This window comes from Falsirhodobacter sp. 20TX0035, assembly GCF_028307215.1.
Taxonomy (GTDB): domain Bacteria; phylum Pseudomonadota; class Alphaproteobacteria; order Rhodobacterales; family Rhodobacteraceae; genus Falsirhodobacter.
Genome location: NZ_JAQMHV010000008.1, coordinates 87,101 through 110,259 on the forward strand (window position 1 = coordinate 87,101; position 23,159 = coordinate 110,259).

General features: G+C 66.0%; 19 protein-coding genes. 10 read left to right on the forward strand and 9 right to left on the reverse strand.

What is annotated here, in order from left to right:
- Positions 1–7: 7 nt before the first annotated feature.
- Entirely contained in the window at positions 8–841 is an 834-nt protein-coding gene (locus PIJ50_RS10650) for an ABC transporter ATP-binding protein (protein ID WP_271975128.1), read from the forward strand.
- On the forward strand, positions 828–1,601 hold the full coding sequence (locus PIJ50_RS10655; RefSeq protein WP_271975130.1) for an ABC transporter permease: 774 nt from the start codon (positions 828–830) through the stop codon (positions 1,599–1,601). Before PIJ50_RS10650 ends, PIJ50_RS10655 begins: the two co-directional genes overlap by 14 nt.
- 290 nt (positions 1,602–1,891) lie before the next feature.
- Here PIJ50_RS10655 and glpK read toward each other — a convergent pair whose 3' ends face one another.
- Entirely contained in the window at positions 1,892–3,382 is a 1,491-nt protein-coding gene (gene glpK / locus PIJ50_RS10660; protein WP_271975132.1) for a glycerol kinase GlpK, read from the reverse strand.
- Between the two features lie 54 nt (positions 3,383–3,436).
- Positions 3,437–4,156: an MIP/aquaporin family protein gene (locus PIJ50_RS10665; protein WP_271975134.1), complete on the reverse strand. Its 720-nt coding sequence runs from the start codon at positions 4,154–4,156 to the stop codon at positions 3,437–3,439.
- 390 nt (positions 4,157–4,546) lie between these two features.
- Between PIJ50_RS10665 and PIJ50_RS10670 the strand changes: the two genes are divergently transcribed.
- Together PIJ50_RS10670 and PIJ50_RS10675 are read left to right on the forward strand one after the other, a co-directional pair.
- The gene (locus PIJ50_RS10670) at positions 4,547–6,163 is read left to right on the forward strand and encodes an FAD-dependent oxidoreductase (RefSeq protein ID WP_271975135.1); all 1,617 of its coding nucleotides are present in this window, start codon (positions 4,547–4,549) and stop codon (positions 6,161–6,163) included.
- Between the two features lie 90 nt (positions 6,164–6,253).
- Entirely contained in the window at positions 6,254–7,021 is a 768-nt protein-coding gene (locus PIJ50_RS10675) for a DeoR/GlpR family DNA-binding transcription regulator (protein WP_271975137.1), read from the forward strand.
- Between the two features lie 1,057 nt (positions 7,022–8,078).
- Here PIJ50_RS10675 and PIJ50_RS10680 read toward each other — a convergent pair.
- The gene (locus PIJ50_RS10680) at positions 8,079–8,498 is read right to left on the reverse strand and encodes a cupin domain-containing protein (protein WP_271975138.1); all 420 of its coding nucleotides are present in this window, start codon (positions 8,496–8,498) and stop codon (positions 8,079–8,081) included.
- 55 nt (positions 8,499–8,553) lie between these two features.
- On the opposite strand from PIJ50_RS10680, the gene PIJ50_RS10685 reads away from it, so the two are divergent.
- The 6 genes from PIJ50_RS10685 to PIJ50_RS10710 all read left to right on the forward strand — a co-directional run bounded on the left by PIJ50_RS10685 (position 8,554) and on the right by PIJ50_RS10710 (position 15,754).
- The gene (locus PIJ50_RS10685; protein ID WP_271975139.1) at positions 8,554–9,015 is read left to right on the forward strand and encodes a MarR family winged helix-turn-helix transcriptional regulator; all 462 of its coding nucleotides are present in this window, start codon (positions 8,554–8,556) and stop codon (positions 9,013–9,015) included.
- A 1,433-nt stretch (positions 9,016–10,448) separates the two neighbouring features.
- Complete coding sequence (locus PIJ50_RS10690; RefSeq protein ID WP_271975140.1) at positions 10,449–11,300, forward strand: MurR/RpiR family transcriptional regulator; 852 nt, start codon at positions 10,449–10,451, stop codon at positions 11,298–11,300.
- Between the two features lie 71 nt (positions 11,301–11,371).
- Positions 11,372–12,469, forward strand: a complete 1,098-nt coding sequence (locus PIJ50_RS10695; protein ID WP_271975141.1) for an ABC transporter substrate-binding protein — start codon at positions 11,372–11,374, stop codon at positions 12,467–12,469.
- The gene (locus PIJ50_RS10700) at positions 12,466–14,142 is read left to right on the forward strand and encodes an ABC transporter permease (RefSeq protein ID WP_271975143.1); all 1,677 of its coding nucleotides are present in this window, start codon (positions 12,466–12,468) and stop codon (positions 14,140–14,142) included. The genes PIJ50_RS10695 and PIJ50_RS10700 overlap by 4 nt, the downstream gene beginning before the upstream one ends.
- Positions 14,139–15,161, forward strand: a complete 1,023-nt coding sequence (locus tag PIJ50_RS10705; RefSeq protein WP_271975145.1) for an ABC transporter ATP-binding protein — start codon at positions 14,139–14,141, stop codon at positions 15,159–15,161. The genes PIJ50_RS10700 and PIJ50_RS10705 overlap by 4 nt, the downstream gene beginning before the upstream one ends.
- Complete coding sequence (locus tag PIJ50_RS10710; protein ID WP_271975146.1) at positions 15,158–15,754, forward strand: histidine phosphatase family protein; 597 nt, start codon at positions 15,158–15,160, stop codon at positions 15,752–15,754. Before PIJ50_RS10705 ends, PIJ50_RS10710 begins: the two co-directional genes overlap by 4 nt.
- A 616-nt stretch (positions 15,755–16,370) precedes the next feature.
- Here the strand turns inward: PIJ50_RS10710 and PIJ50_RS10715 are convergent.
- The 6 genes from PIJ50_RS10715 to PIJ50_RS10740 are packed head-to-tail and all read right to left on the reverse strand — an operon-like array spanning position 16,371 to position 23,128.
- On the reverse strand, positions 16,371–17,723 hold the full coding sequence (locus PIJ50_RS10715; RefSeq protein ID WP_271975147.1) for an NAD(P)/FAD-dependent oxidoreductase: 1,353 nt from the start codon (positions 17,721–17,723) through the stop codon (positions 16,371–16,373).
- A 26-nt stretch (positions 17,724–17,749) separates the two neighbouring features.
- Positions 17,750–18,628 carry an ABC transporter permease gene (locus PIJ50_RS10720; RefSeq protein WP_271975148.1) on the reverse strand — a complete coding sequence of 293 codons (879 nt, stop codon included), beginning with the start codon at positions 18,626–18,628 and terminating at the stop codon, positions 17,750–17,752.
- A 12-nt stretch (positions 18,629–18,640) separates the two neighbouring features.
- Positions 18,641–19,591, reverse strand: a complete 951-nt coding sequence (locus PIJ50_RS10725; RefSeq protein ID WP_271975149.1) for an ABC transporter permease — start codon at positions 19,589–19,591, stop codon at positions 18,641–18,643.
- 24 nt (positions 19,592–19,615) lie between these two features.
- Positions 19,616–21,271, reverse strand: coding sequence for a peptide ABC transporter substrate-binding protein (locus PIJ50_RS10730; RefSeq protein WP_271975151.1), 1,656 nt, complete (start codon positions 21,269–21,271; stop codon positions 19,616–19,618).
- Positions 21,272–21,295: 24 nt separating this feature from the next.
- Entirely contained in the window at positions 21,296–22,627 is a 1,332-nt protein-coding gene (locus PIJ50_RS10735) for an NAD(P)/FAD-dependent oxidoreductase (protein WP_271975152.1), read from the reverse strand.
- Between the two features lie 27 nt (positions 22,628–22,654).
- Entirely contained in the window at positions 22,655–23,128 is a 474-nt protein-coding gene (locus PIJ50_RS10740; RefSeq protein WP_271975154.1) for a MarR family winged helix-turn-helix transcriptional regulator, read from the reverse strand.
- Positions 23,129–23,159: the final 31 nt, after the last annotated feature.

Here is a 23,159-nt window from a genome sequence, read left to right on the forward strand (position 1 = left end):
GGAGGACATGGCCGTGGCCGCATTGAAACCGGTGGATCATTACCACCCTTCCCCGCAATCCTCCGCAAAGCCGATGGTGGCGCTTCAGGACGTCCGCATGGCGTTCGGCGAATTCGTGGCGGTGGATGAAGTCAACCTGACCGTCGCCGACGGGGAGTTCCTTGCCATCGTCGGACCCACCGGCTGCGGCAAGAGCACGATCCTGAACGCGATCGCGGGCCTTCTGAAACCCGCTAAGGGAACCGTCTCCATCGACGGAAAGCAGGTGGCGAATGTCGGCGGCGACATCGGATACCTGTTCCAGCAGGACGCCCTTCTTCCCTGGAAGACGTCGATCGAGAATGTGGAACTGGGCCTGATGTTCCGCGGCATGGGCAAGGCCGAGCGCCGCGCCCTTTCCATGGATTGGCTGGCCAAGGTGGGCCTGAAGGGGTTCGAGGACCGCTATCCCCACCAGTTGTCGGGCGGCCAGCGCAAGCGGGTGCAGATGGCGCAGGCGCTGATCACCGGGCCGAAGGTGATCCTGATGGACGAGCCGTTCTCGGCGCTGGACATCCACACGCGTCACCTGATGCAGAACGAGCTGCTGCGCCTATGGCAGGAAGACCGTCGCGCCGTGGTCATGATCACCCATGACCTGGAAGAGGCCATCGCGTTGGGCGACCGCGTGGTGGTTTTGGCTTCCGGTCCCCGCAGCCGGGTGATCGACAGCTTCCCCGTCGATCTGGAACGTCCGCGCGACGTGGCGGAGATCAAGCTCGATCCGCGCTTCCTCGAACTCTACAAGAACATCTGGGCGTCGCTGCGCGGCGAGGTGGAGAAAAGCTATGCACGCAAATAGTGTTCGTCTCGTTCAGCTTGTGATCCTGGTCGTCATCATCGGCGGCTGGCAGATGGGCGTCAGCTCCGGCCTCATCGACCGGTTCTTCTTCCCCCCGCCCTTCGAGATCGGCGGCCAGATCATCCGATGGGTGACCGACACCTCCTTCTACCGCCATGTCGGCATCACCCTGTCGGAAACGGTTCTGGGCTATGTCATCGGCACGGCCTTCGGCGTCGCCGCCGGCGTCTGGCTGGGGCTGAGCCGAAACGCCGCCCGCATCATGGACCCGTTCATCAAGGCGCTGAACGCCATCCCGCGCGTGGTGCTGGCCCCGATCTTCGTGCTGTGGCTGGGCCTGGGCCTGTGGTCGAAGGTGGCGCTGGCCGTCACGCTGGTGTTCTTCGTGACCTTCTTCAACGCGATGCAGGGCGTGCGCGAGGTCAACCCCGTCGTGCTGGCCAATGCCCGCGTGCTGGGCGCCCGGCGGTCGGAACTGCTGCGCCATGTCTACTTCCCGGCGGCGGCCAGCTGGATCCTGTCCTCGCTGCGCACCTCGGTCGGTTTTGCCGTGGTGGGGGCGATCATCGGGGAATATCTCGGCTCCTCGGCCGGTCTCGGCTACCTGATCGCGCAGGCCGAGGGCAACTTCGATGCGGTCGGCGTGTTCGCCGGGATCATAATCCTGGCCATCTTCGTGCTGATCATGGACTCGGTGCTGGACGTGGTCGAAAACAAGCTGATCAAGTGGCGGCCAAACGCGGCAGAGAAGCCCGCGTAACCTGCGACGGTGCCGAATGCCGCCGGTGGGCGGCATTCGTTTTACGCGGAAGATGGCTGGCCGGGCCCTCACACCGCACGCGTGGATCGGATGACGATCTCATTCGCAGCCTCGGGTGCGATGCGCACAAGGCCACGCCGACGTGGCACCCTCGCCGCCTCGGCCGCCAAGACGACGGAGCGGCTGGCCGCCGAGCCAGGTCACGGCGTGATCCACACAGCGCCCCAAATCGTATAAATTTGGGGCGGCCGCATGCCGGCTGCCGGCCGCGCGTGGCCGATCCCCCGGCCTTACTTGAAGGCCATGGTGGCCTTCACCGCCTTCTGCCATCCCTCATAAAGCTTGGCCGATTTTTCCGCGTCCATCTTCGGCTCGAACACCTTGTCGACGGCCGCCTTCTCGACCAGCTCCTCCTTGGAGGACCAGAAGCCCACGGCGAGGCCGGCGAGATAGGCCGCGCCCAAGGCCGTGGTCTCGATCACGGTGGGGCGCTCCACCTCCTTGCCGAGGATGTCAGCCTGCATCTGCAAGAGGAGGTCGTTGGCCACCGCGCCGCCATCGACGCGCAGCTTCGCTAGTTCGATGCCGGAATCCGCCTCCATCGCCGACAGCACGTCCTTGGTCTGGTAGCAGAGCGATTCCAGCGTTGCGCGGATGAAGTGTTCCTTCGTGGTGCCGCGCGACAGGCCGAAGACCGCGCCCTGCACCTCGGAATCCCAGTAGGGCGCGCCAAGGCCCACGAAGGCCGGAACGACGTAGACGCCGTCGCTGTCCTCCACCTTGCTGGCATAGGCTTCGGACTGGTGCGCCTGCCGGAACATCCGCAGCCCGTCGCGCAGCCACTGGATCGCGGAGCCGGCCACGAAGATGGACCCTTCCAGCGCATATTCGACCCGGCCGTCGATCCCCCAGGCGATGGTGGTCAGCAGGCCGTTCTTCGAGCGCACCGGCTCCCCCGTGGTCATCAGCATGAAGCAGCCGGTGCCGTAGGTGTTCTTCGCCATGCCCTTTTCGAAGCAGAGCTGGCCGAACTGCGCCGCCTGCTGGTCGCCCGCCATGCCGGCGATCGGCAGCTGGATGCCTTGGAATGCGTCGGCATGCGTCGTGCCATAGACCTCGGACGACGGGCGCACCTCGGGCAGCATGGATGCGGGGACGGTCAGATGCTCCAGAAGCTCCTCATCCCATTTCAGGTCGTAGATGTTGTACATCAGCGTGCGCGAGGCGTTGGTGTAGTCGGTGACATGCACCTCGCCGCCCGTCAGCTTCCACACGAGCCAGCTGTCGATCGTCCCGAAGAGGAGATCGCCCGCATCGGCCTTCTCGCGCGCGCCCGGGACGTTGTCCAGGATCCACTTGACCTTGGTGCCCGAGAAGTAGGCGTCGATCAGCAGGCCGGTCTTGTCGCGGAAGGTATCGTCCAGCCCCTTCGCCTTCAGGTCCTTGCAGACACCCAGCGTCTGACGCGACTGCCAGACAATGGCGTTGTAGACGGGCCGGCCGGTGCGCTTGTCCCAGACCACGGTTGTTTCGCGCTGGTTCGTGATGCCGATGCAGGCGATCTCGTCCGCCGGCACGGCGACGTTGGAAAGGAGTTCGGCCACCACCGACTGGACCGAGGACCAGATCTCCATCGCGTTGTGTTCGACCCAGCCCGGCTTCGGGAAGATCTGGGTGAACTCCTTCTGGGTGGTCTGGACGATCCGGCCGTCCTTGTCGAACAGGATCGCCCGCGAACTGGTGGTGCCCTGGTCAATGGCGAGAATGTATTGTTTGGTCATGTCATGTTCCTTCTCCGCACGCGCGCTGGTGCGGCGATCGCGTGCCCTTGAAGATCAGCCGGCAACCGGCGTGACGAGTGCTTTATACAGGAAGGCGCCCGCAAGCGCGCCGAAGATCGGCGCGACGATCGGCACCCAGGCGTAACCCCAGTCCGTGTCGCGCTTGCCCTTGATCGGCATCAGCGCGTGCGCGATGCGGGGGCCAAGATCGCGGGCCGGGTTGATCGCGTATCCCGTGGGCCCGCCCAGCGACAGCCCGATGGCCGTGATGAAGAAGCCGACGATCAGCGGGTTGATCCCGTCCACGAACTGGTTCGCGCCGATCGCCATGAGGCCGAAGGTCAGCACGGCGGTGCCGAGGAATTCGGACAGGAAGTTCGACGGCGTGTGGCGGATGGCGGGCTGGGTGCCGAAGACGCCCAGCTTGGCGTCGGCATCCTCGGTCGCGGCCCAGTGCGGCAGATAGACGAGATAGGTCAGGATGCCGCCGATGATCCCGCCGATGATCTGGCCCGCGATATAGACGGGCACGAGGTGCCAGTCGAACGCGCCCACGGCGGCGAAGGCAAGGGTCAGCGCGGGGTTCAGGTGCGCCCCGGAATATTGCCCCACGGCATAGATCCCGAAGGTCACCGCAAAGCCCCAGCCCAGGGTGATGACGACCCAGCCGCCATTAAACCCCTTGGATTTCACGAGCAGGACGTTGGCCACGACACCGCAGCCGAACAGCGTCAGGATCGCCGTGCCGACAAGTTCACTCAGAAAAAAATTCATGCCCCCCCCGAGTACCGTTACGCAAGGCCGAACGGCGCCATCCTCCGCCTCCGCCCGCCTCCTGACGAACAGGGGTAAATTCGAACCGGCATTCCGGCAAGAAGAAAATGTTCGGAACCGAACATGTGTACGCCGGAGTCGGGCCGGATTGGGAGCACACCGGACCGCCGGGACGCGAAGGACAGCGGCGCGACACGGCCGCCCTTCATCCGTTACCCTTGGAAGTGCAGCAGGAAACATGGATCATTCGACCGCCCGACGGAAGCTTTCAAAGGATCGCCGATCTTGGGGAGGCCCCGGGCATATTCACTTGAAAAAATCCGAGCATCGGCATATCTGCTTCAGGACAGAACTTCCCGCGACATCCTGCACAATGGTACGAGGTTTCGAATGCGCACTGAGACACTCGCCAGGCTCCGGACCGGAGAAACCTTCGATCTTCTGGTCATCGGTGGCGGGGCGACGGGCTGCGGCATCGCGGTTGACGCGGCCTCGCGCGGGCTGAAGGTCGCGCTGGTGGAACGTTACGACTTCGCCGAGGGCACGTCGAGCCGGTCCACCAAGCTTGTCCATGGCGGCGTGCGCTACCTCGAGGCGGCGGTGAAGAAGCTCGACAAGGGGCAGTACGATCTGGTGCGCCACGCACTGCACGAACGGGGCGCGCTGCTGAAGAACGCCCCGCACCTGTCGCATCCGCTGGCCATGATCACCCCCGTCTACAACTGGTGGCAGGTGCCGTATCTGTATGCCGGGCTGAAGCTTTACGACATGCTGTCGGGCAAGATGAACATCGGCCACTCCAACATCCTCAGCGCGAAGAAGGCCAAGGCACGGTTCCCGATGCTGAAGTCCAAGGGGCTGAAGGCCTGCGTGCAATATTATGACGGGCAGTTCGTGGACAACCGCATGGCCGTGACGCTGGCCATGACCGCCGAACGCGAAGGCGCGGTGGTCGCCAACCACGTGGCCGTGACCGGCCTGATCCATGACGCGCAGGGCCGTCTGGTGGGCGCGCATGTCCATGACGTGCTGTCCGATAACCGATTCGACATTCACGCGACAAAGGTGATCAACGCGACGGGTCCCTTCGCGGACGCGATCCGGCGGATGGACCACGCCGACGCGAAACCGATCCTGAAGGGCAGTTCGGGCGTCCACATCCTGCTGGACGGATCATTCGTGCCGCCAAACCAAGGGCTTCTGATCCCGCAGACCGATGACGGGCGCGTCGTCTTCATCCTGCCCTGGCAGGGGCATGCGCTGGTCGGCACCACCGACACCTCATGCGAGGTGGTCGATCACCCAACGGTGGCCGAGGCGGACATCCTGTATCTTCTGGACTACGTGAAGCGGTATTTCGACGTGGACGTGGGCCGCGCGGATGTGAAGGCGGCGTGGTCGGGCATCCGACCGCTGGTCTTCAACCCCGACGCCAAGGACACGGCGGAACTGGCCCGCGACCACGTCATCATCGAGGATGGGTCGGGCCTCGTCACCATCTCGGGCGGCAAGTGGACCACCTATCGCCTGATGGCGGAGGAGGCGGTGGACCGTGTCGTGGCCACCGGCGGCTTTGCCGGCGTGAAGCCCTGCCGGACCCATGACATGAAGCTGCTGGGCGCCGATGGCTACCGGCCCGAAGGCGCCGCGGATCTGGCGCGCGATTTCGGCCTGCCGCAGGACGTGGCGCACCACCTGAACCGCTCCTACGGCGACCGCGCCCCGGTGGTGGCCAGTATCGCCCGCGACATGGGTCTGTCGGCCCGTCTGGCCGAAGGGCTTCCTTACATCGAGGCGGAGGTGATCTATGCCATCCGCCACGAGGCTGCGCAGCGCGTGGCGGATGTGCTCTGCCGGCGCATGACGCTGACCCATGTGGACAGCCAGGCCGCCCATGGGGCGATCGGCCGGGTGGCGGACCTGATGGAAGGCCCCGCCGGCTGGGACGCGGCCCGCAAGGCCGCCGAGATCGGCCACGCGGCCGAGAGGACGCAGGTCGCGCTGTAACGAACGCCCCCGCCTGCGAAGGCGGGGGCCCTTGACAGATCGGTGCTCTGGCTTCCAATCGACAAAGCCACGTTTCAGCCGAAGGTCGCCATGCCAACGCTTTCCCAACGCCAGAACCAGATCACCGAGATCGCCCGCTTCGAAGGCTTCATCGGGATCGAGGACATGGCCCTGCGGCTGGACGTGACACCGCAGACCATTCGCCGCGATATCAAGCTGTTGTGCGACATGGGGATTCTGCACCGCTATCATGGCGGGGCAAGCCTGATGACCAACACCCGCAACCGCGACCACGCGCTGCGGCAAGGGGAAATGGCCGCCGAAAAGGCGCGGATCGGTGAGCTGGTGGCGGCCCACATCCCGGACGGCGCCTCGTTGTTCCTGAACATCGGCACCACTGCCGAGGCCATCGCGCGCGCGCTTCTGTCCCGAAAGGACCTGCGGGTGGTGACCAACAACATCAACGTCGTGACTCTTCTGGCCGAGCGTGAGGATTTCGAGATCACCATCGCGGGCGGTCAGGTGCGCGTGCGCGATCTGGCCGTGGTGGGCGAGGCGACGTTGGGCTTCATCAACCAGTTTAAGGTGGATTTCGGGATCATCGGAATCTCCGGCATCGACGAGGATGGCACGCTTCTGGATTTCGACTATCGCGAGGTGCAGGTGGCGCAGGCCATCATCGCCAATTCCCGCACCACCTTCCTTGCGACCGACCACACGAAGTTCGGCCGCCGCGCGATGGTGAAACTCGGACACCTCGACGACATCGACGGGCTTTTCATCGACAAGGTGCCGCCCAAGCCTTACGAAGAGCTTCTGGAGAAGGCGAACGTCTCAGTGCATGTGGCGGTGCCGTGAATGGCGACAACGGGACCAAGGGCAGCCGCAAGAGGCTGGGGATGGGCTGGACAGGGCCGGGGGCCCAAGCGGGGTCGACCTTGCCGATGTCCGCCGTTCCGCCGCCACCGCCGGACCGCTTTGCCAGATCTGCCGGGCCGGCGCGGGAGAACAAAGCGATCCGCACCGGGCCGAATTTTGGTGAACCGCAGGCTTGCCGCATCCTGAGGCTACTCACGCGCGTTCAGCGAAGATCTGATCCGTCAGGGTGACTGCGAAGGCCGGATCAAGGGGATCGTAGGGCCAGCCGCTTCGTCGCGCGGACGGCCGGCGCGCCTGTCCTGATCCATGCCTCCCGCCTTACGAGGATCAATGTCCCGTATCGGTGCGAGACTGCGTTCATTCATATGCCGCCGCAAACCTTCCTTTGCGACGGACCTTCCATCACCACCGAACCCCACCGGGGATAGGCGGGAGCATTCGCCCCCTCAGCGTTCCCACGCTGCCGACCGGCGGAAAGTGACGAAGCAGAGGTGCGGTCGAAATATGTCTGCACCCCCTCCTTAGAGGACGAACATGTCGTTGGACAGCTTCCCGGAGAGGGCTGGCGATCCATGGTGACCAGAGGTCATCCATTATCTGCGGAAGATGCAGCGTCGCATCATGGCGGGAAGGCTGCCAAGACCTTGGAGGCCATGCGGAAGCAACCCCGGTCCTCTGAGCAGCGGCGCTTTCAGACACAGGCACACGCCTTATGTTCCGACGCGGCAGTCCGATCGAAGGGGGCGGAATGACGTTGATCCGCGCCGACGAGGCTTGCAGGGCCGCCCTTCGCTTGCGCCGGTCGTTTGGCTTCTTCATCGGGGACGATAAATCTGCTGTCGGGCACCTCGCAACCGTGCCTGAAGGGGCTTGTCCCGCTTCCACCTGAGCCTTCAGAAGCGCGGCGGCATCCAGTCCGCCGAACCGCCCCCTCTTGCTCGGCGGACTGTCCTGTGGCGGCCGGTCAGGATTTCGCGCAAGCGAGGCGAAGCAGGCCTTCAAGACGTGCTTGAACCAACGCCCAGCCTCCGCGCCGTCAGGCGCCGATCAGGCCATGGCGGGCCATGATGGCTTTCACCTTCTCGGCGTCGGGCCGGCCGTGCGCGTTAACCACCTCTGCAAGTTCCTCGAAATACGCGCGCCTGATCGTGCCCGGCGTGATCGAGGTGAGAACCCGCGCAGTTTCCGCGTGATGGTTTTCGTGGTGATGCACGGTGCCGCGCGGGATGAAGATGGCCTCGCCCGGGCCGATTTCCGTCTTTTGTCCGGCCATCGTGACGGTCAGGCGGCCCGACAGCCCATAGATCAGCTCGTCCGCCTCCGCATGATAATGGGGGGCGGGCACGCGGGCTTGGGCGGGCACCACGAACTCGAATACGGTGGCGCCCGGTTCCTCCAGCCGGAAGTGAAGCTCCAGATCGCCGATCTTCACGATGTCGTCCGCGATCGCTTCCATGCCTCGCCCTCTTGTGTGAACCTGGTCGCACACAGGTAAGGGGGCTTGCACGGCCATGTCAACGATTGCACTCCCGGCGGAGGATGCGCCCTTCATTCCCCCGTCCTTTGCCGCCCTCATGCGCATGGCTTCGCAGGATGTGCGGGCGCGGATGCTGCGGTCGATCCACGAGGCGGGCTTTGCCGCCTTTCAGGAACAGCATTTCGCGATCTTCGCCTATCCGCTGCCAAACGGCATCCGGCCTTCGGATCTGGCGCGGGAGAAGCGCATCACGCGCCAAGCGCTCAACTACCTCCTCGCGCAGCTGGAGGAGGCGGATTACCTCATCCGGTGGGCGCCGGAGGGGGAAACCCGTCGCCTGATCTACCTTACCCCGAAAGGCCACCAGATCGCGGAGACGATGTTTGCATGCCTGAAAGGGCTGGAACGGGAATGGTCGCATCGGGTTGGCGAAGAACGGTTCGCTGTCTTCGTGGACGTCCTCCGGGAGATGGCATCCGATCATCTTTCGCCCTGAGGCCGAAGACGCGTCGATCTGGATTGATGACATCCCCGTCACCTGTCCCGCCGGGGCCGGCGGACGGTGATCCGCATGTCTTGCCACAGCATTCAGGTGACCGGGACATCGCCTAAAGATTGTAAAGCTACTTTACGTTTTCCGCAAAAAGGGTATGTTGCCGCTGTTAACGAGTGGTCGTGTTGTCAGTGCGGAGGGCTTGGCGGAGGTCCGATGTTGTGCCGCATGCCTCGGCTTCCGCCACCCACACCTCGTCTGTCGTGCGCAATCGCGTTGCCGAGAAGTTTCGCGTCCGAAGCGCTGGCCTGGATCGGGTGACTAGGACAGTCACGCCCGGAATCGCGACCTTGGGGGGCGCGGCCTAGGCGGCGGCACGTGTGATCCTTTCGATCATAGCGCTGCCCCTGCGCGAGTTGATCGGCATCTGGGGCCGGTGGTGCGCGTGGTCCATAACCCGTACGGCCTGTCCGTCTCTTCTCCAGCCAAAGCGCCCTGCGGTCCATCCAGCCGCGCAGCCGGGCCGTGCCGGTGCAAGTCCAAAGTCGGGTGGCGGGGCAACGCCATCACCGTTGACATACCGGCAGGGGCGTTCGCGATCATCTCCGGCCCGCCGGGATCGAGGAAAAGCGCCTCGGCACGTGTGCTGGCCGGACAGTATCGCCAGTTGGAAGGGAACGTCCTTTACGGGGATTCAGCCTACAGCCTGCCGCGCACTGCCCACATCTCCCCGAACCCTCTGGTCCTGACCGGCAGCCTGCGGCGCGCGCGGCCCATCGAATCCCCCCGCCGGACCCGAAGTACATGCGCCGGTAGCCCGAAGCTGCGGCTTGAGTCCTTGCTGGAGCAACATAGCAGCGCAAAGACGGGGATCCTCGACGGCGGATGCGCCCCATCCCTTCAGGAGCAACCGGCGCTCGGCCCCGCCCGCGCAGCGCTGTCCAAATCCGACTTCGTCGTGGTCGATCACCCGGCCGCAGGCGGATCCGGGGACTCGATGCTCCTTGGGCTTTGCCGCGACTGCAGCGCTACGATGCTGATCACCGAAGAAGCGAAACAGTCCGACGTCGTAGTCACAGAACCCTGAGCGACACGCCAAGACTTGCAAATGTCCAAATGACGGGAAATCGCCGTCTTTGGCTCCGGGTTTTCACCAAGTCTATGATCTATCACCTCACCGGCGCAAACAGGAACTGATCGCCTCCGGCCAAGGCAACGAATTGTCCGGCCACCTTGCAAGCCGGAGGCGTGGCGGCTCTGTCCCCACCGGTCGGGATCGGATCATCCTTGTTCTCATAATGCGTCCACGCCTCTTGCCGAACGGCAACTTGGAACTCCTGAACGAGGGCGTGCGACATCGCAGACAACCAGCATGATCGCATTGCAAGCTGTGACGTGGCGAAGATATAGCGAGGACACAGCAGAAGGAGCGTGGGATGAAGGAGATGCAGGGCATCATTGCACGGATCCAGGCCAGTTCGGCCGCGCTCACCCAGACCGAGCAGCGGCTGGTGTCGGAACTGCTGCGCCAGCCGCGCGATGTGGCACTGGAAACGGCGGCCGAATTCGCCGCCCGCGTTGGCGCGCATGAGGCGACGACCTCGCGCCTTGCGCGCAAGCTGGGCTTTGACAGCTATGCCCTGTTCCGCGATGCGCTGCGGCGCGATTACCTTCATCGCTCGGAACCTGCGGGCCGGCTTTCGGTGACCATCGAGGACAGTGCAGGCAGTTTCCTTTCGCGCCTGATCGCGGACGAGACGCTGGCCCTGTCGCAGATCGCCGATCATATCGACGACAACGCGATCGAGAGCGCCGCCGCACATCTGGACGCCCGCCGCATCTTTATGTTCGCCGAAGGCAACGCCTCGGTTCTTGCGGCGATGATGGACCGCCGCCTGCGCCGAATGGGGGTGGAAACGCATCTGCTGTCCGGAAGCCCCCGCGATCTGGCCGAGCAGGCGCTGACGATCGGGCAGGGCGATGCGCTGATCCTGTTCGCCTTCCGCCGCCGCCCGCGCGGCTACGCCCCCCTGATGCGCTTGGCGCAGGAGGTGGGCGCCGTGACGCTGGCAGTGTCCGACACCATCGGCCCCGCCCTGCAACCGGCGCCTCAGATGCTGCTGGCCGCACCACGCACGGGCGCCGCAGACGGCTTCCAGACCCTGACCGTGCCGATGGTGCTGTGCAACGCACTGATCCTTGCGATCGGCGCACGCCGGGGTGACGCGGCGCTTGATCCGCTGGACAGGTTGGGACGGCTGATCGACGACTTCAGTTCTGCAAGCTAGCTTGCATGTCACAATATCTTTGCATGATGGACTTACAAGGACCGCAAGATCGTCATCCAGAGGGATTCCCCATGCGCGCCGCCCTGCCCCTTATCGCCCTGCTTGCCACACCGGCCTTTGCGCAGGACCTGGACACACTGGACGCTTCCAGCCTGCGCCCCTTGGCCGAGGCGGAGGGAAGCGTCACCGTCTACGCCTTCACCAGCCGCATCGCCCGGGTGGAGGCCGCGTTTGAAGCGGCCTATCCCGACATCGACATGGTGACCTTCGACATGTCCTCGACCGAGCAGATCGCGCGGATCCGGTCCGAGGCGGAGGCCGGCATCGCCGGCGCCGACGTCGTCTACATCTCGGACGCGCCGGTGGTGCTGGGCGATCTGCTGGCCGCGGGCCATATCGCGCCCTACGTCCCGCCGCGCGTGGCGGAGCTTGTGCCGGAGGCGCTGAAACAGCCGCTTCTGGCGCAGCGCCTGTCCACCAAGGTCCTGATGTACAACGAGGAGTCCTATCCCGAGGGCGCGCCTGTCGACAGCCTGTGGGACCTGACGCGCCCCGAATGGGCGGGCAAGGTCATCATGGTGGATCCCCTGCAGCGCGGCGACTATCTGGACCTGATGACGGAGATCATGCTGCGCGACGATGAGATGGCCGCCGCCTATGCCACCGAGTTCGGCGAGCCGCTGCCCGAGAGCACGCAAGCGGGCCAACGCTTCATCGAGGATCTGTTCGCCAACGATCTGGTCCTTGTCGGCTCGACCGACGACGTGAACGCGGCCATCGGCGCCAAGGGGCAGGAGGCGGCGCCCATCGGCTTCACCAGTTATTCCGACCGCCGCGACAACGAGGATGAGGGCTGGGCGCTGCAGGTCGCCAACGAGGTCGCCCCCGCCAACGGCATCGTCTTCCCCGCGCTGCTGGCCGTGAACCCGAACTCCGCCCATCCGGCCGCCGCACGTCTGGCCATGGATTTCATGATGGGTGACGACAGCGACACCGGTGGTCCGGCCTTCGCGCCCTTCTATGTCGCCGGGGATTGGGCGACACGCACCGACATCGCACCGCATCCCGACGCGATTCCGCTGGCGGAGTTCAACGGCTGGACCATCGACGCGGCCAAGACGGCCGAAATCCGGGCCGAGGTCGCCGATCTGATCCTGACCCTGCAATGATGAGATCCATTCCCGGCGCGGGGCTGACCTGCGCCGTTCTTTCGATCCTCATCGTGCTGGTGGCCGCGCCCTTGGCGACCATCGCCATCGACACCTTCGGCAGCCCCGCCTGGGCCGAGGTTCTGAACAGCCGCCTGTCGCGCAACCTGTTCTGGAAACCGCTCGGCACGACGCTGCTGCTGGGAACGGGCGTCGCCTTCGGCTGCGTGCTGATCGGTGGGTTCCTTGCCTGGCTGGTCACGATGACGGACGTGCCGTTCCGCCGCTCCATCGGGTTCATGGCCACCCTGCCCTTCATGATCCCCAGCTTTGCCACCGCGCTGGCTTGGGGGACGCTCTTCCGCAACTCCCGCGCCGGGGGCAGCACGGGGCTGCTGGAGGGGCTGGGGCTGGGCGTGCCGGACTGGCTGGCCTGGGGGCTGGTCCCGACGACCCTCGTGCTGATCGCGCATTATTATGCCTTGGCCTTCACGGTGATCTCGGCCTCCCTGTCCTCGGTGAACGGCGATCTGGTGGAAGCCGCGCAGATGAGCGGAGCCTCGCGCCGCCGTATCCTGTTCGGGATCATCCTGCCCGTGGTGATGCCCGCGATGCTGGCGGGCGGCTCGCTGGCCTTTGCGGGCGCGGTATCGAACTTCGCCGCCCCCGCGCTGCTGGGCCTGCCGGTGCGGATGCAGACCCTGTCGACCCGCCTCTTCGGCATGATCGAGATCGGCCAGACCGAGCGGGGCTACATCCTCGCCTTTCTGCTGATCCTCGTCTCGGCCCTGTTTCTGGGCGCGGGCAACCGCATCCTGTCGGGGCGGCGCAGTTTCGCCACGATCACCGGCAAAGGCACGCGCAACAAGCCGCAGGCCTTGGGGGCCGCGCGCATCCCGCTGTGTGCGCTGGCGCTGGCGATCTGCTTCGTGACGACGGTGCTGCCGATCGTGCTGCTGGTTTCCGCCAGCTTCGCGCCGATGTCCTCGGCCCTGTTTTCGGACTGGACGCTGCATTTCTGGGTGGGCGCGGCGGACCCGGCTTTTGCGCGTGGCCAGGCGGGCGTGTTCCGCAACCCGCAGCTGATGACCGCGCTGTGGATGACCCTTGGCCTTGGCGCCTGCGTGGCGCTGACGGCCACCGTGATCGGCCTGCTGGCCGCCGTCGCGCTGAACGGCCGGCGGATCCCGGTGCTGACGGAACTCACAGCGCAGCTCGGCTTCCTGCCGATGCTGCTGCCGGGGATCGCCTTCGGGGCGGCCTATATCGCACTTTACGGCGCGCCCATAGGGCCGTTCCCGGCGCTTTACGGAACGCCCCTGCTGCTGGGCCTTGCCCTGACGGCGGCCACCCTGCCCTTTGCGGTGCAGACGGGGCGGGCCACCGTCGCGCAGATCTCCGGCGATGTGGAGGAGGCGGCGCGGATGACCGGCGCGGGGTTCTTCCGCCGCCTTGGCGCGATCACCCTGCCGCTGGCGCGGCGCGGCATGATCGCGGGCGGCCTTCTAACCTTTGTCAGCGTCATCGGCGATCTTGCCATCGTCGTTCTGCTCTACACTCCCTCGACGCCCGTGCTGTCGGTGCTGTCCTATCGCTACGCCTCGGATGGGTTCCACCAGTTCGCCAACGCCGTCACGATCCTGATCCTCGTGCTGTCCGTCGCGGCCACGCTGATCGCCCGGAGGACCCGATGATCTCTCTGACCAAGCTGACCAAGACCTTCAACGGCCCGCCCGCCGTCGACGACGTGACGCTGTCGGTGCCGGAAGGCGGGTTTCTGGTGCTGCTCGGCCCCTCCGGCTGCGGCAAGAGCACGATGCTGCGGATGCTGGCGGGGCTGGAGACGCCGACCTCCGGCACCATCCGCTTCGGCGACACCGTGGTGGCGGACGGGGCGCGCATCACGCCACCCGACAAACGCGATGCGGGGCTGGTGTTCCAGTCCTATGCCCTGTGGCCGCACATGACGGTGGCGGGAAACGTGGACTGGCCGCTGAAGGTCGCCGGAACCCCGAACCGCGCGGGCCGCGTGGCCGAGGCGCTGAAGATGATGGGCATCGCCGACCTTGCCCACCGCTATCCCGGAGAGATCTCGGGTGGCCAGCAGCAACGCGTGGCCCTGGCGCGGATGATCGCCCCGCGCCCGAAGTTCCTGCTGTTCGACGAGCCGCTCTCGAACCTCGACGCGACCCTGCGGGTGGAGATGCGGCACGAACTGTCTCGTCTGCACAAGACGACGGGGGCCACGGCGGTTTATGTCACCCACGACCAGATAGAGGCGATGACCCTTGCCACCCATGTCGCCGTGATGAACCGCGGCCGGGTGGAGCAGTTCGCGTCGCCGCTGGACCTGCTGGCGAAACCCGCGACAGCCTTCGTCGCGCGCTTTGTGGGCACGCCGCCCGCGAACCTGATCCCGATCCGCGATGGCGCTTGGCTTGCCCGTCTGCCCGACGCCGCGCTGCGCGGCGCGACGGGTCACGCCATGGTGCGCGCCGAGGATCTGACCCTTGCCACCGGCCCCCGAAGCCTCTCTGCCGAACTGATGGAGGCGATCCCCATGGCCGGCCAGCTTCTGGTGACGGGCGCCGTCGGCGGTCACCGCATCACCTGCGTCGCCCCCGCAGGAACCCCGCTGACCCGCGACCTGCACTTCGCCCTGCCGGACGCGCCCGGCGCGATCTTCGACATTGAAGGAAACCCGATCCGTTGAAACGCATACTCCTTGTCCGCCACGGCCAGACCGAATGGAACGCCGACCGCCGCCTGCAAGGGCAGACCGATATCCCCCTGAACGACCGCGGGCGCGATCAGGCCCGGGCCTTAGCGGGGATGATCCGCGGCATGAAACCGGATGTCGTCGCGACCTCCGACCTGATGCGGGCGCGGGAAACGGCGGCGCTTCTGGGTTTCCCGGATGCACGGTGCGAACCGCTTTTGCGCGAGCAAAGGCTCGGGGTCTGGGAGGGGCGGACGATCGCCTCGGTGCAGCAGGAAACACCGCAGCATTACATCGACTGGCGCGCGGGATCCTTTGCACCCGAGGGCGGGGATCTTTGGGCGGACTTCCGCGCCCGCGTCCAGACCGCGCTGCACATCGTGCTGGAGCAGGCCGACAAGACCGCGCTCCTCGTCTGCCATGGCGGCGTGATCCGCGCGTTGCTGGACGCGGCGCTGGATCTGTCGCCGTCACGGATCATCCCCGTCGGGCCCGCCAGCGTGACGATCCTTGCCTATCCGCAAGGCCACGCGCGGCTGGAGGCGTTCAACGTCGCGGCAGCCCCCGACCTCGACGCGCCGGATTAGGGGAAAGGGGCCGGCTTTCGTGCTGCAGCCACCTGAAGCGACGATGGGCTTTGGGTTCTCGGCTATGTCCGCCGCCCTGCGGACGCGGTATCCACTCAGGCTGCAGGGGGGGCACGGAAGGGGACTGCCCCTGTCGCTGTCACGGCAGAACCCCGGGCCCGCTTTGCGTCACCTTCAGGAGTATGCGGGTAGCTGGCTCTCCTTGCTCAGACTTCGACCGTGCCAGAAGAAGCCAAGCCAAGCCAACAGTCGCGGGGCTGCCCCGGTGGCGGCAGCTGCCGCTCAAGGTTTGGATGTGACCGGTCCTGGATGAGGACGCGACACACTGCAGCAAGCCTTTCCGAACAACCATGTCCTCTTGATCAGTATCTTGGTTGAAGGTGGCCCAATGTCGCCTTCGCACACGATCGCCCGAGGGTCGTAGGCGGCCCAAGTTGCGTTGACAGGCTGAAACCGCGTCCCCAACGTTCCAGACAAAAGCGGGCCACAGAATATCAAACGGCTGCCGCGTTGCTCGAACTCCACCCGTGCCGCGCTGATGGCAACGGATGGTGCGGGATCTTGATCGGATCAAAACTCACCTCCGCGCGTTGTCTTCTGCTGGACGGATTTCTTTTCACCGCCGCGTCAGACCGGGGATCGGGGTGATCCGCGTGCCGTCGGTGAAACGCCCCAGCCTGAACGGCGTGGGATCCACCACAGGCGCACGTCCCGTCATCAGGTCCGCCGCCAGCCGCCCCGCCCCGGGACCCAGACCGAAACCATGGCCCGAAAAACCGGTGGAGACGAAGAGGCCCGGGATCCCATTCTTCACGCTTTCCGTGTCAGAGATCACGGGGATCACGTCCGGCGTCACGTCGATGATGCCGGCCCAGGCCTGCTCGATCCGGGCGGCGCGCAGATCGGGCCAGGCGTCTTGCACCTTGCGGAACGTAGCCTCCACCGCCTTTCGGTCCGGGGCCGGGTCCATGATGCGGCACCTTTCGAACGGCGTCACCTCGTCCGCCGTCCAGCGGCGGCGCGTCCGCAGACCGTCCAGAAATCCCGCACCCAGATCGGGGCTGAGGCCGCGCCATTCGTTGCGGATTGCTGGCAGGAAGGCCCGCAGCAGGCGGACGCTGTCCGGCGTAAACACGAACCGCCCCACCTGACCGGAGGCGATGGTGTAGCCCCCGTCCGCCCGGCGGCGCAGGGTGAAGTCCGGCGTGCGGATCGACCCCTCCGGCCCCCCTTCGACCGGAGAGGTGCGCAGCACGCTGTTGCGGGTGCGCAGCTGCGGCAACTGGATGCCGAGGTTCCCCAGAAACAGTCGCGACCAGATCCCTCCCGCCACCAGCACCTGCGAACAGGCGATGCGCCCGTGCTCCGTGATCACGGCGGCGACGCGCCCCGCCTGCCGTTCCACCGTGCGGATGGCGCAGTTCTGGTGCACGGTGCCGCCAAGCGTCTGGATCGCACGGGCGATGGCCGCATTGGCCTTCTGCGGCTCGGCCCGACCATCCTCGGGGTTGAAGACCCCGCCCGCGACGTTCAGCGCCATGCCGCGATATCCCGGTGCAACCTCGTCAGGCCCCACGATCCGCGCCGGGATCTGGTAGTCGTGCAGCAGGTCGAGCCACGCCTCCTCGGCCGCCAGCCGGTCCGGGGTGGCGGCCATGAAGGTCACGCCGCATTGCCGGTAGCCGGTCTGCCCGCCCGTGCGGCAATCCAGATCCTTCCACAGGCGCACGGATTCCACCATCAGCGGCATCTCGCGCGGGTCGCGGTGGGTGGTGCGCACCCAGCCCCAGTTGCGGCTGGACTGTTCGGCCCCGACAAGGCCTTTTTCGCAGACCGCCACGCGCAGTCCCCGTTCGGCCAGCTCCAGCGCGGCGGACAGGCCGGCGATTCCGGCGCCGATGACAACGACATCCACCGCGGCGGGAAGAACAGGGTCGCTTTGCACGATGTCGGGTGTGGGTCCGGGCATGAGGAACTCCTTGGATAAGGGGCGGTTCAGCGTCCGCCGCTGCGGCTGTCGAACGCGTCGCGCAGCCCGTCGCCGATGAAGTTGAAGCCCGTCACGGCCAGGGTGATCGCGATCCCCGGAACGATGGCCAGCCAGGGCGCCTGCCCCAGATATTGCTGCGCCCCGTTCAGCATGTTGCCCCAGCTGGGCACCGGCGGCTGGATGCCATAGCCAAGGAAGCTGATATACGCCTCCAGCAGGATGGCGCGGGCCACGATCAGGGTGGCGGCCACGATGATCGGCCCGATCGCGTTGGGCAGCAATTCGCGGAACATGATCCAGCGGCCGGACAGGCCCAGCATCTGCGCCGCCTGCACGAAATCGCGGTTCTTGAGGGACTTCACCTCGGCCTCCACGATGCGGGCGACCTCCATCCAGCTGGTGGCGGCGATGATCAGGGCGATCATCGCGGGGCCAGGCTTCAGGAAGGCCGCCAGCGCCAGAAGCAGGAACACCGAGGGGAAGGACAGAAAGGCGTCCACGATCCGCATCAGGATGGCCGCCACATAGCCGCCATAATAGCCCGACAGCACCCCGATGACGGAGCCGAGAGCCGTGGCGATGATCATGACCGCAAAGCCGATGGCCATGGACACCTGCCCCGCCTGGAACAGGCGGGCGGCGATATCCCGGCCCAGGGGATCCGTGCCCAGGATGTGCGCCCCCGTGCCTGGCGGGGCGAACCGCGCGCGCAGGTCGATGTAAAGTTCGTCGTAAGGCAGAAGATAGGGGCCCACGACGCAGGCGATCGTCAGGAACAGGACGATCCCCAGCCCCAGAAGCGCCAGCTTGTGCCCGAAGAACCGCCGCAACGCGCGCGGGGCGGTGCGGCGGCGTCGGGCGGGAACGGTTGCCGAAAGGGTCATTGCCGGTCTCCTTCAGTTCAGCCGGATGCGCGGGTCGATCAGCGCCACGATCAGGTCGGCGGCAAGGCTGCCCACCACCACCAGGAGCGCCGAGGCCATGAGAAGCCCCATCACCACCGGATAGTCGGAATAGCCAAGGCTATCGAGGAAGAGCCGCCCCATGCCGGGCCAGGTGAACACCGTTTCCGTGACCAGCGCGCCGCCCAGGATGACGGGCAGTTGCAGCCCCGCCAGCGTGATCATGGGAACCAGAGAATTCCCGAGGATGTGCTTCATCAGCACCCGGCGGCGCGTCAGCCCCTTGGCCCGGGCGGTGCGCACGAAATCCTGGTGCACGACGTTCAGGGTCGATGTGCGCATGTACCGGCTCCAGATCGCGACATCGACAAGGGCCAGCACCAGCGCGGGCATGATCAGGTGATGAAGATAATCGGCCAGCGACCCGTTGCCGACCGCATACATCCCCCCCGACGGCAACCAGCCGAGGTTGAGCGAGAAGACGTAGATTGCGACCAGCCCGAACCAGAAGGTCGGAATGGACAGGGCCACCATCGACATCACCGTCATGGTGTGGTCGAAGATCCCGCCACGCCGCACGGCGCTGGCGATGCCGATGGCCGATCCCAGCACGATCGCGATGGCCGTGGACGTTCCCATCAGCAGCAACGTGGCGAACAGGTGGCGCTGGATGATGGCCAGCACCGGCTGGCCGTCGCGATAGGACACGCCCCAGTCGCCGCGCAGCAGATGCGACAGCCAGTCCATGTATTGCACGGGCAGCGGGCGGTTCAGGCCCATCTGGTCCGCGATGCGGGTCAGCTGTTCCTGCGTCATGCCGGGGCTGAGGGCGAATTGCGACAGTGGCCCCCCGGGCGCAAGGCTGAGGACACAGAACCCGACGCAGGACACGATCAGCAGCAGGATCGCGCTCTGCCCCAGTCGGGAAAGGAGATAGCGCAGCATGTGTCGGCCTTTCCTTGATGCGCCTTAGCCCCGGCGCCAGTCGCGCACGTTCCAGCTGTCGATGCGGTTGTTCACATTGGGTGCGGGGCCGGTCACCTCCTCTTTCCAGCCCTTCACCACGGCGTATTGGAACATGGGCAGGAAGGGCAGGTCGTCGCGGATCACGGCCTGCAGCTCACGATAGATTTCGCGCCGCTGGTCGGGGTCGAAGCTGGCGGCACCTGCGTCCAGCAATTCGTCCACGCGCGGGTTCTGATAGGCCAGCGTGTTCTGTCCCGCCCCGCCAAGCGCGGGCGACGCGCTTGAGCGGTGATAGTTCGTGGTGTCGGGATCGGCGCCCGACAACTGGTTCATGCCCACCACGACCGTGTCGAATTCGCTGTTCATCCAGTAATCGCCCCACATCACCGCCGGCGGCAGGTTGGAGATCGTCATCTCGACCCCGATCTCGGCAAAGGTCTGCTGGATGAACTGCTGCGCCTGTTCGCGCAGGTGGTTTCCGGCGGTGGTGGAGTTGGTGAAGGCCAGCCGCACGCCGTCCTTTTCCCGGATGCCGCCCGCCCCGCGCGCCCAGCCCGCGTCGTCCAGAAGCTGGTTCGCCTTTTCGATGCTGAACGCGTGCGGGGGCAGGTCCGGGTTGAAGAAGGCCGATTGCTGCGGCATGTAGGTTTCCGTCGGTGTGGGCACCCCGTAATACAGCGCGTCGATGATGGACGTCTTGTCGAGCGCCGCGTAAAGCGCCTGCCGCACCGCAAGGTCCTTGAACTGGGGGCGCTGCATGTTCAGCGCGAAGGATTCGAACGATCCCGTGCCCGCGACCTCGGTCGCGACGCCGGGCAAGCCCTCGGCCTCGGTCAGGTGGTCGGGGGTGATGTATTGCAGGCCGATCACGTCGATGTCGCCGGCCTTGAACTGGGTGTACATCACGTTCAGGTCGGGGATGTAGCGGATGATCAGCCGCTCCAGATGCGGTCCTTCGCCGTGATAGTTGGCATTGGCCGTCAGCAGGATGTGGTCGCCGGCCATCCGCTCCCCCCACTTGAAGGGTCCGGTGCCGATGGGCGCGTTGTTGAAGGGCGCCGCATTGGGATCCTGCCCCTCGAAGGGATGGGCCGGCACGATGAAGGTGGAGGCCAGCACCCCGGCCAGCGGCGCGAAGGGCTTCGTCATCGTCCAGGTCAGTTCGGTGGGGGAAACAACGGTGATGTCGCGCATCAGCGCGTATCCGGTGGTGCGGAACGACCGGAAGTCGGGATTCACCGGCAGCTCGAAGGTGAACTTCACGTCGGCGGCGGTGAAGGGCGTGCCATCATGCCAGGTCACCCCTTCTTTCAGCCGGATGCGCCAGGTCAGCCCATCCTCCGAGATGCCGCCATTCGCGACCGTCGGCACCTCCGTCACGAGGATGGGGAACAGTTGACCGTCCGGATCGAAATCGAACAGGGGATCGAAGATCGCGTAGTAGATGCCGTCATCCACCTCGATATGCGGCATCAGCGGGTTGAAGACCGTCGGCTCCTGGGAAAAGCCGAGGATGATCTGCCCGGAAGGCGCGCCTTGGGCGAACGCCGCGCTGCGACCCAGGACGGACGGCGCCATCATGGCGCCGCCGGCAGCGCCCAGAAGCATCAGAGTCCGCCGGCGGGCGGGGTTCAGGGGGCGGTCATGGTGCTCGGTCATGGTCAGTCTCCCTCTTGGTTGGTGTCAGTAGCCGCTCATGATCTCCACGCGCGATCCGTCGGAAAAGCGCGACAGGCGGAAGGGAGTCGGATCGACGACGGGCGTGGCGTTTGTGACAAGATCGGCCACCAGCCGCCCCGCCCCCGGCCCGATGCCGAAACCGTGGCCGGAAAAGCCCGCCGCGATGTGGAAGCCCGGAATGCGCTCCACCTTGGAGATGACGGGTACGGCGTCGGGGGTCACGTCGATGGCGCCGGCCCAACGCTGGGCGATTTCAGCCTTCTCGAACACGGGGAAGGCGCGGCGCAGGTTGGCCAGCGCTTCATCCTGCATGGCGAAGGAAGGCTTGGGGTCCAGCACGCGGCAGTATTCGAAGGGGCTCGCCTCATCCAGCTTCCAGCGGTTCGGAATCCGCGCTTCGTCGTAGAAGCGCCCCGACAGGCGCAGCTTCAGCGATTTGCGCTGCGTGCGCAGGGCGGGCAGAAACGGACGCAGGAAGCGGAAGCTGTCGGGCACGATCTCCACCACGTTGCGGAACCCGTCGGCGACGGTGTAGCCGCCGTCCTGCCGCTTGCGGATGGAAAAGCCCTCGGACCAGATCGCATGCTCGGGCCCGCCTTCCAGCGATTTCGTGCGAAGGACAGAGTTCACGACCTTCAGTTGTGGCAGGGTCAGCCCCGTATTGCGCGCAAACAGGCCCGCCCAAGCCCCGCCCGCCAGCACCACCTGCGAACAGGCGATGGGGCCGCGTTCCGTCACGACGCCGCTGACGGCGCCCGCCGCCGTCTCGATCCCCCGCACGGCGCATTCGGTCAGGATGTGGACGCCGCGGTCCCGCGCCCCCTCGGCGATGGCGGGGGCGGCCTTCTGGGGCTCTGCCCGCCCGTCGATCCGGCTGAACAGCGCGCCCTTCACCTGCATCCGGCCGCCCGGGTTCATGTCGGCGAACGTCTGGGCCGAGATCATGTGCGCGTCGATCTGGTGGTCGCGCAGGTTTTCCAGCCAGCGTTCGTGCTGGGCATAGCTCGCCCCGTCGGCGCAGGCGAAGGCAATCCCGGCGCGGGTGTATCCAAGATCGCGGCCTGTACGTTCGGCCAGCGTCGGCCAGATGCGCAGCGCCTCGATCATCAGGGGGATTTCGCGCGGGTCGCGGCGGGACAGGCGCACCCAGCCCCAGTTGCGGCTGCTTTGTTCATGCCCGATGCCGCCCTTTTCGCACAAGGCCACGCGCAGGCCGCGATCGGCCAGTTCCAGCGCGGCCGAACAGCCGATGATCCCGCCGCCGATGACGACGACGTCGACGTGGGTCGGAAGATCGTGATCGCCATGAACGGGGGTGACGAAGGGGCCGGGCATGTCAGAAGAACTCCGTGAAAGATGGCATCAGGTCAGCCCCGCCCGCAGGACGTGGTAGGATTGCTTGAGGATGCGGTGAAACTGCCGCCGTTCATCGGCGGGGATATGGGCGAAGAAGTCGCGTTCCTGCTCGCGGATGATGGCGCGCACCTGGGCGGCAACGGTGCGGCCCTGCTCCGTCACGGTCAGGGACTGGGCGCGCTGGTCGTCGCCCGCCACCTGCCGCCGGATCAGCCCCGCCTCCACCAGCCGTTCCACGATGCGGCCGGTGGTGGGCCGGTCGCGCATCAGCACGGTGGCAATGGCCGAGGGGCGGATGCCCGGATGATCGTCGACCAGCAGCAAAGCGGTGATCTTGCCCTTGCCGCGCGCCACCGGAAGCCGCGCCATCCTCCGGTCCAGATCGCGCGATACGAGCGAGTCGAGCGAGCGGATGTACCAGCTGAGCGTGCCTTCCAGCAGCCCGTCGACATTGTCCGGATGATCGCGTTCCTGGGTCATTCGTCCCTCCGCCGTCCTGCGTCCAAGGATG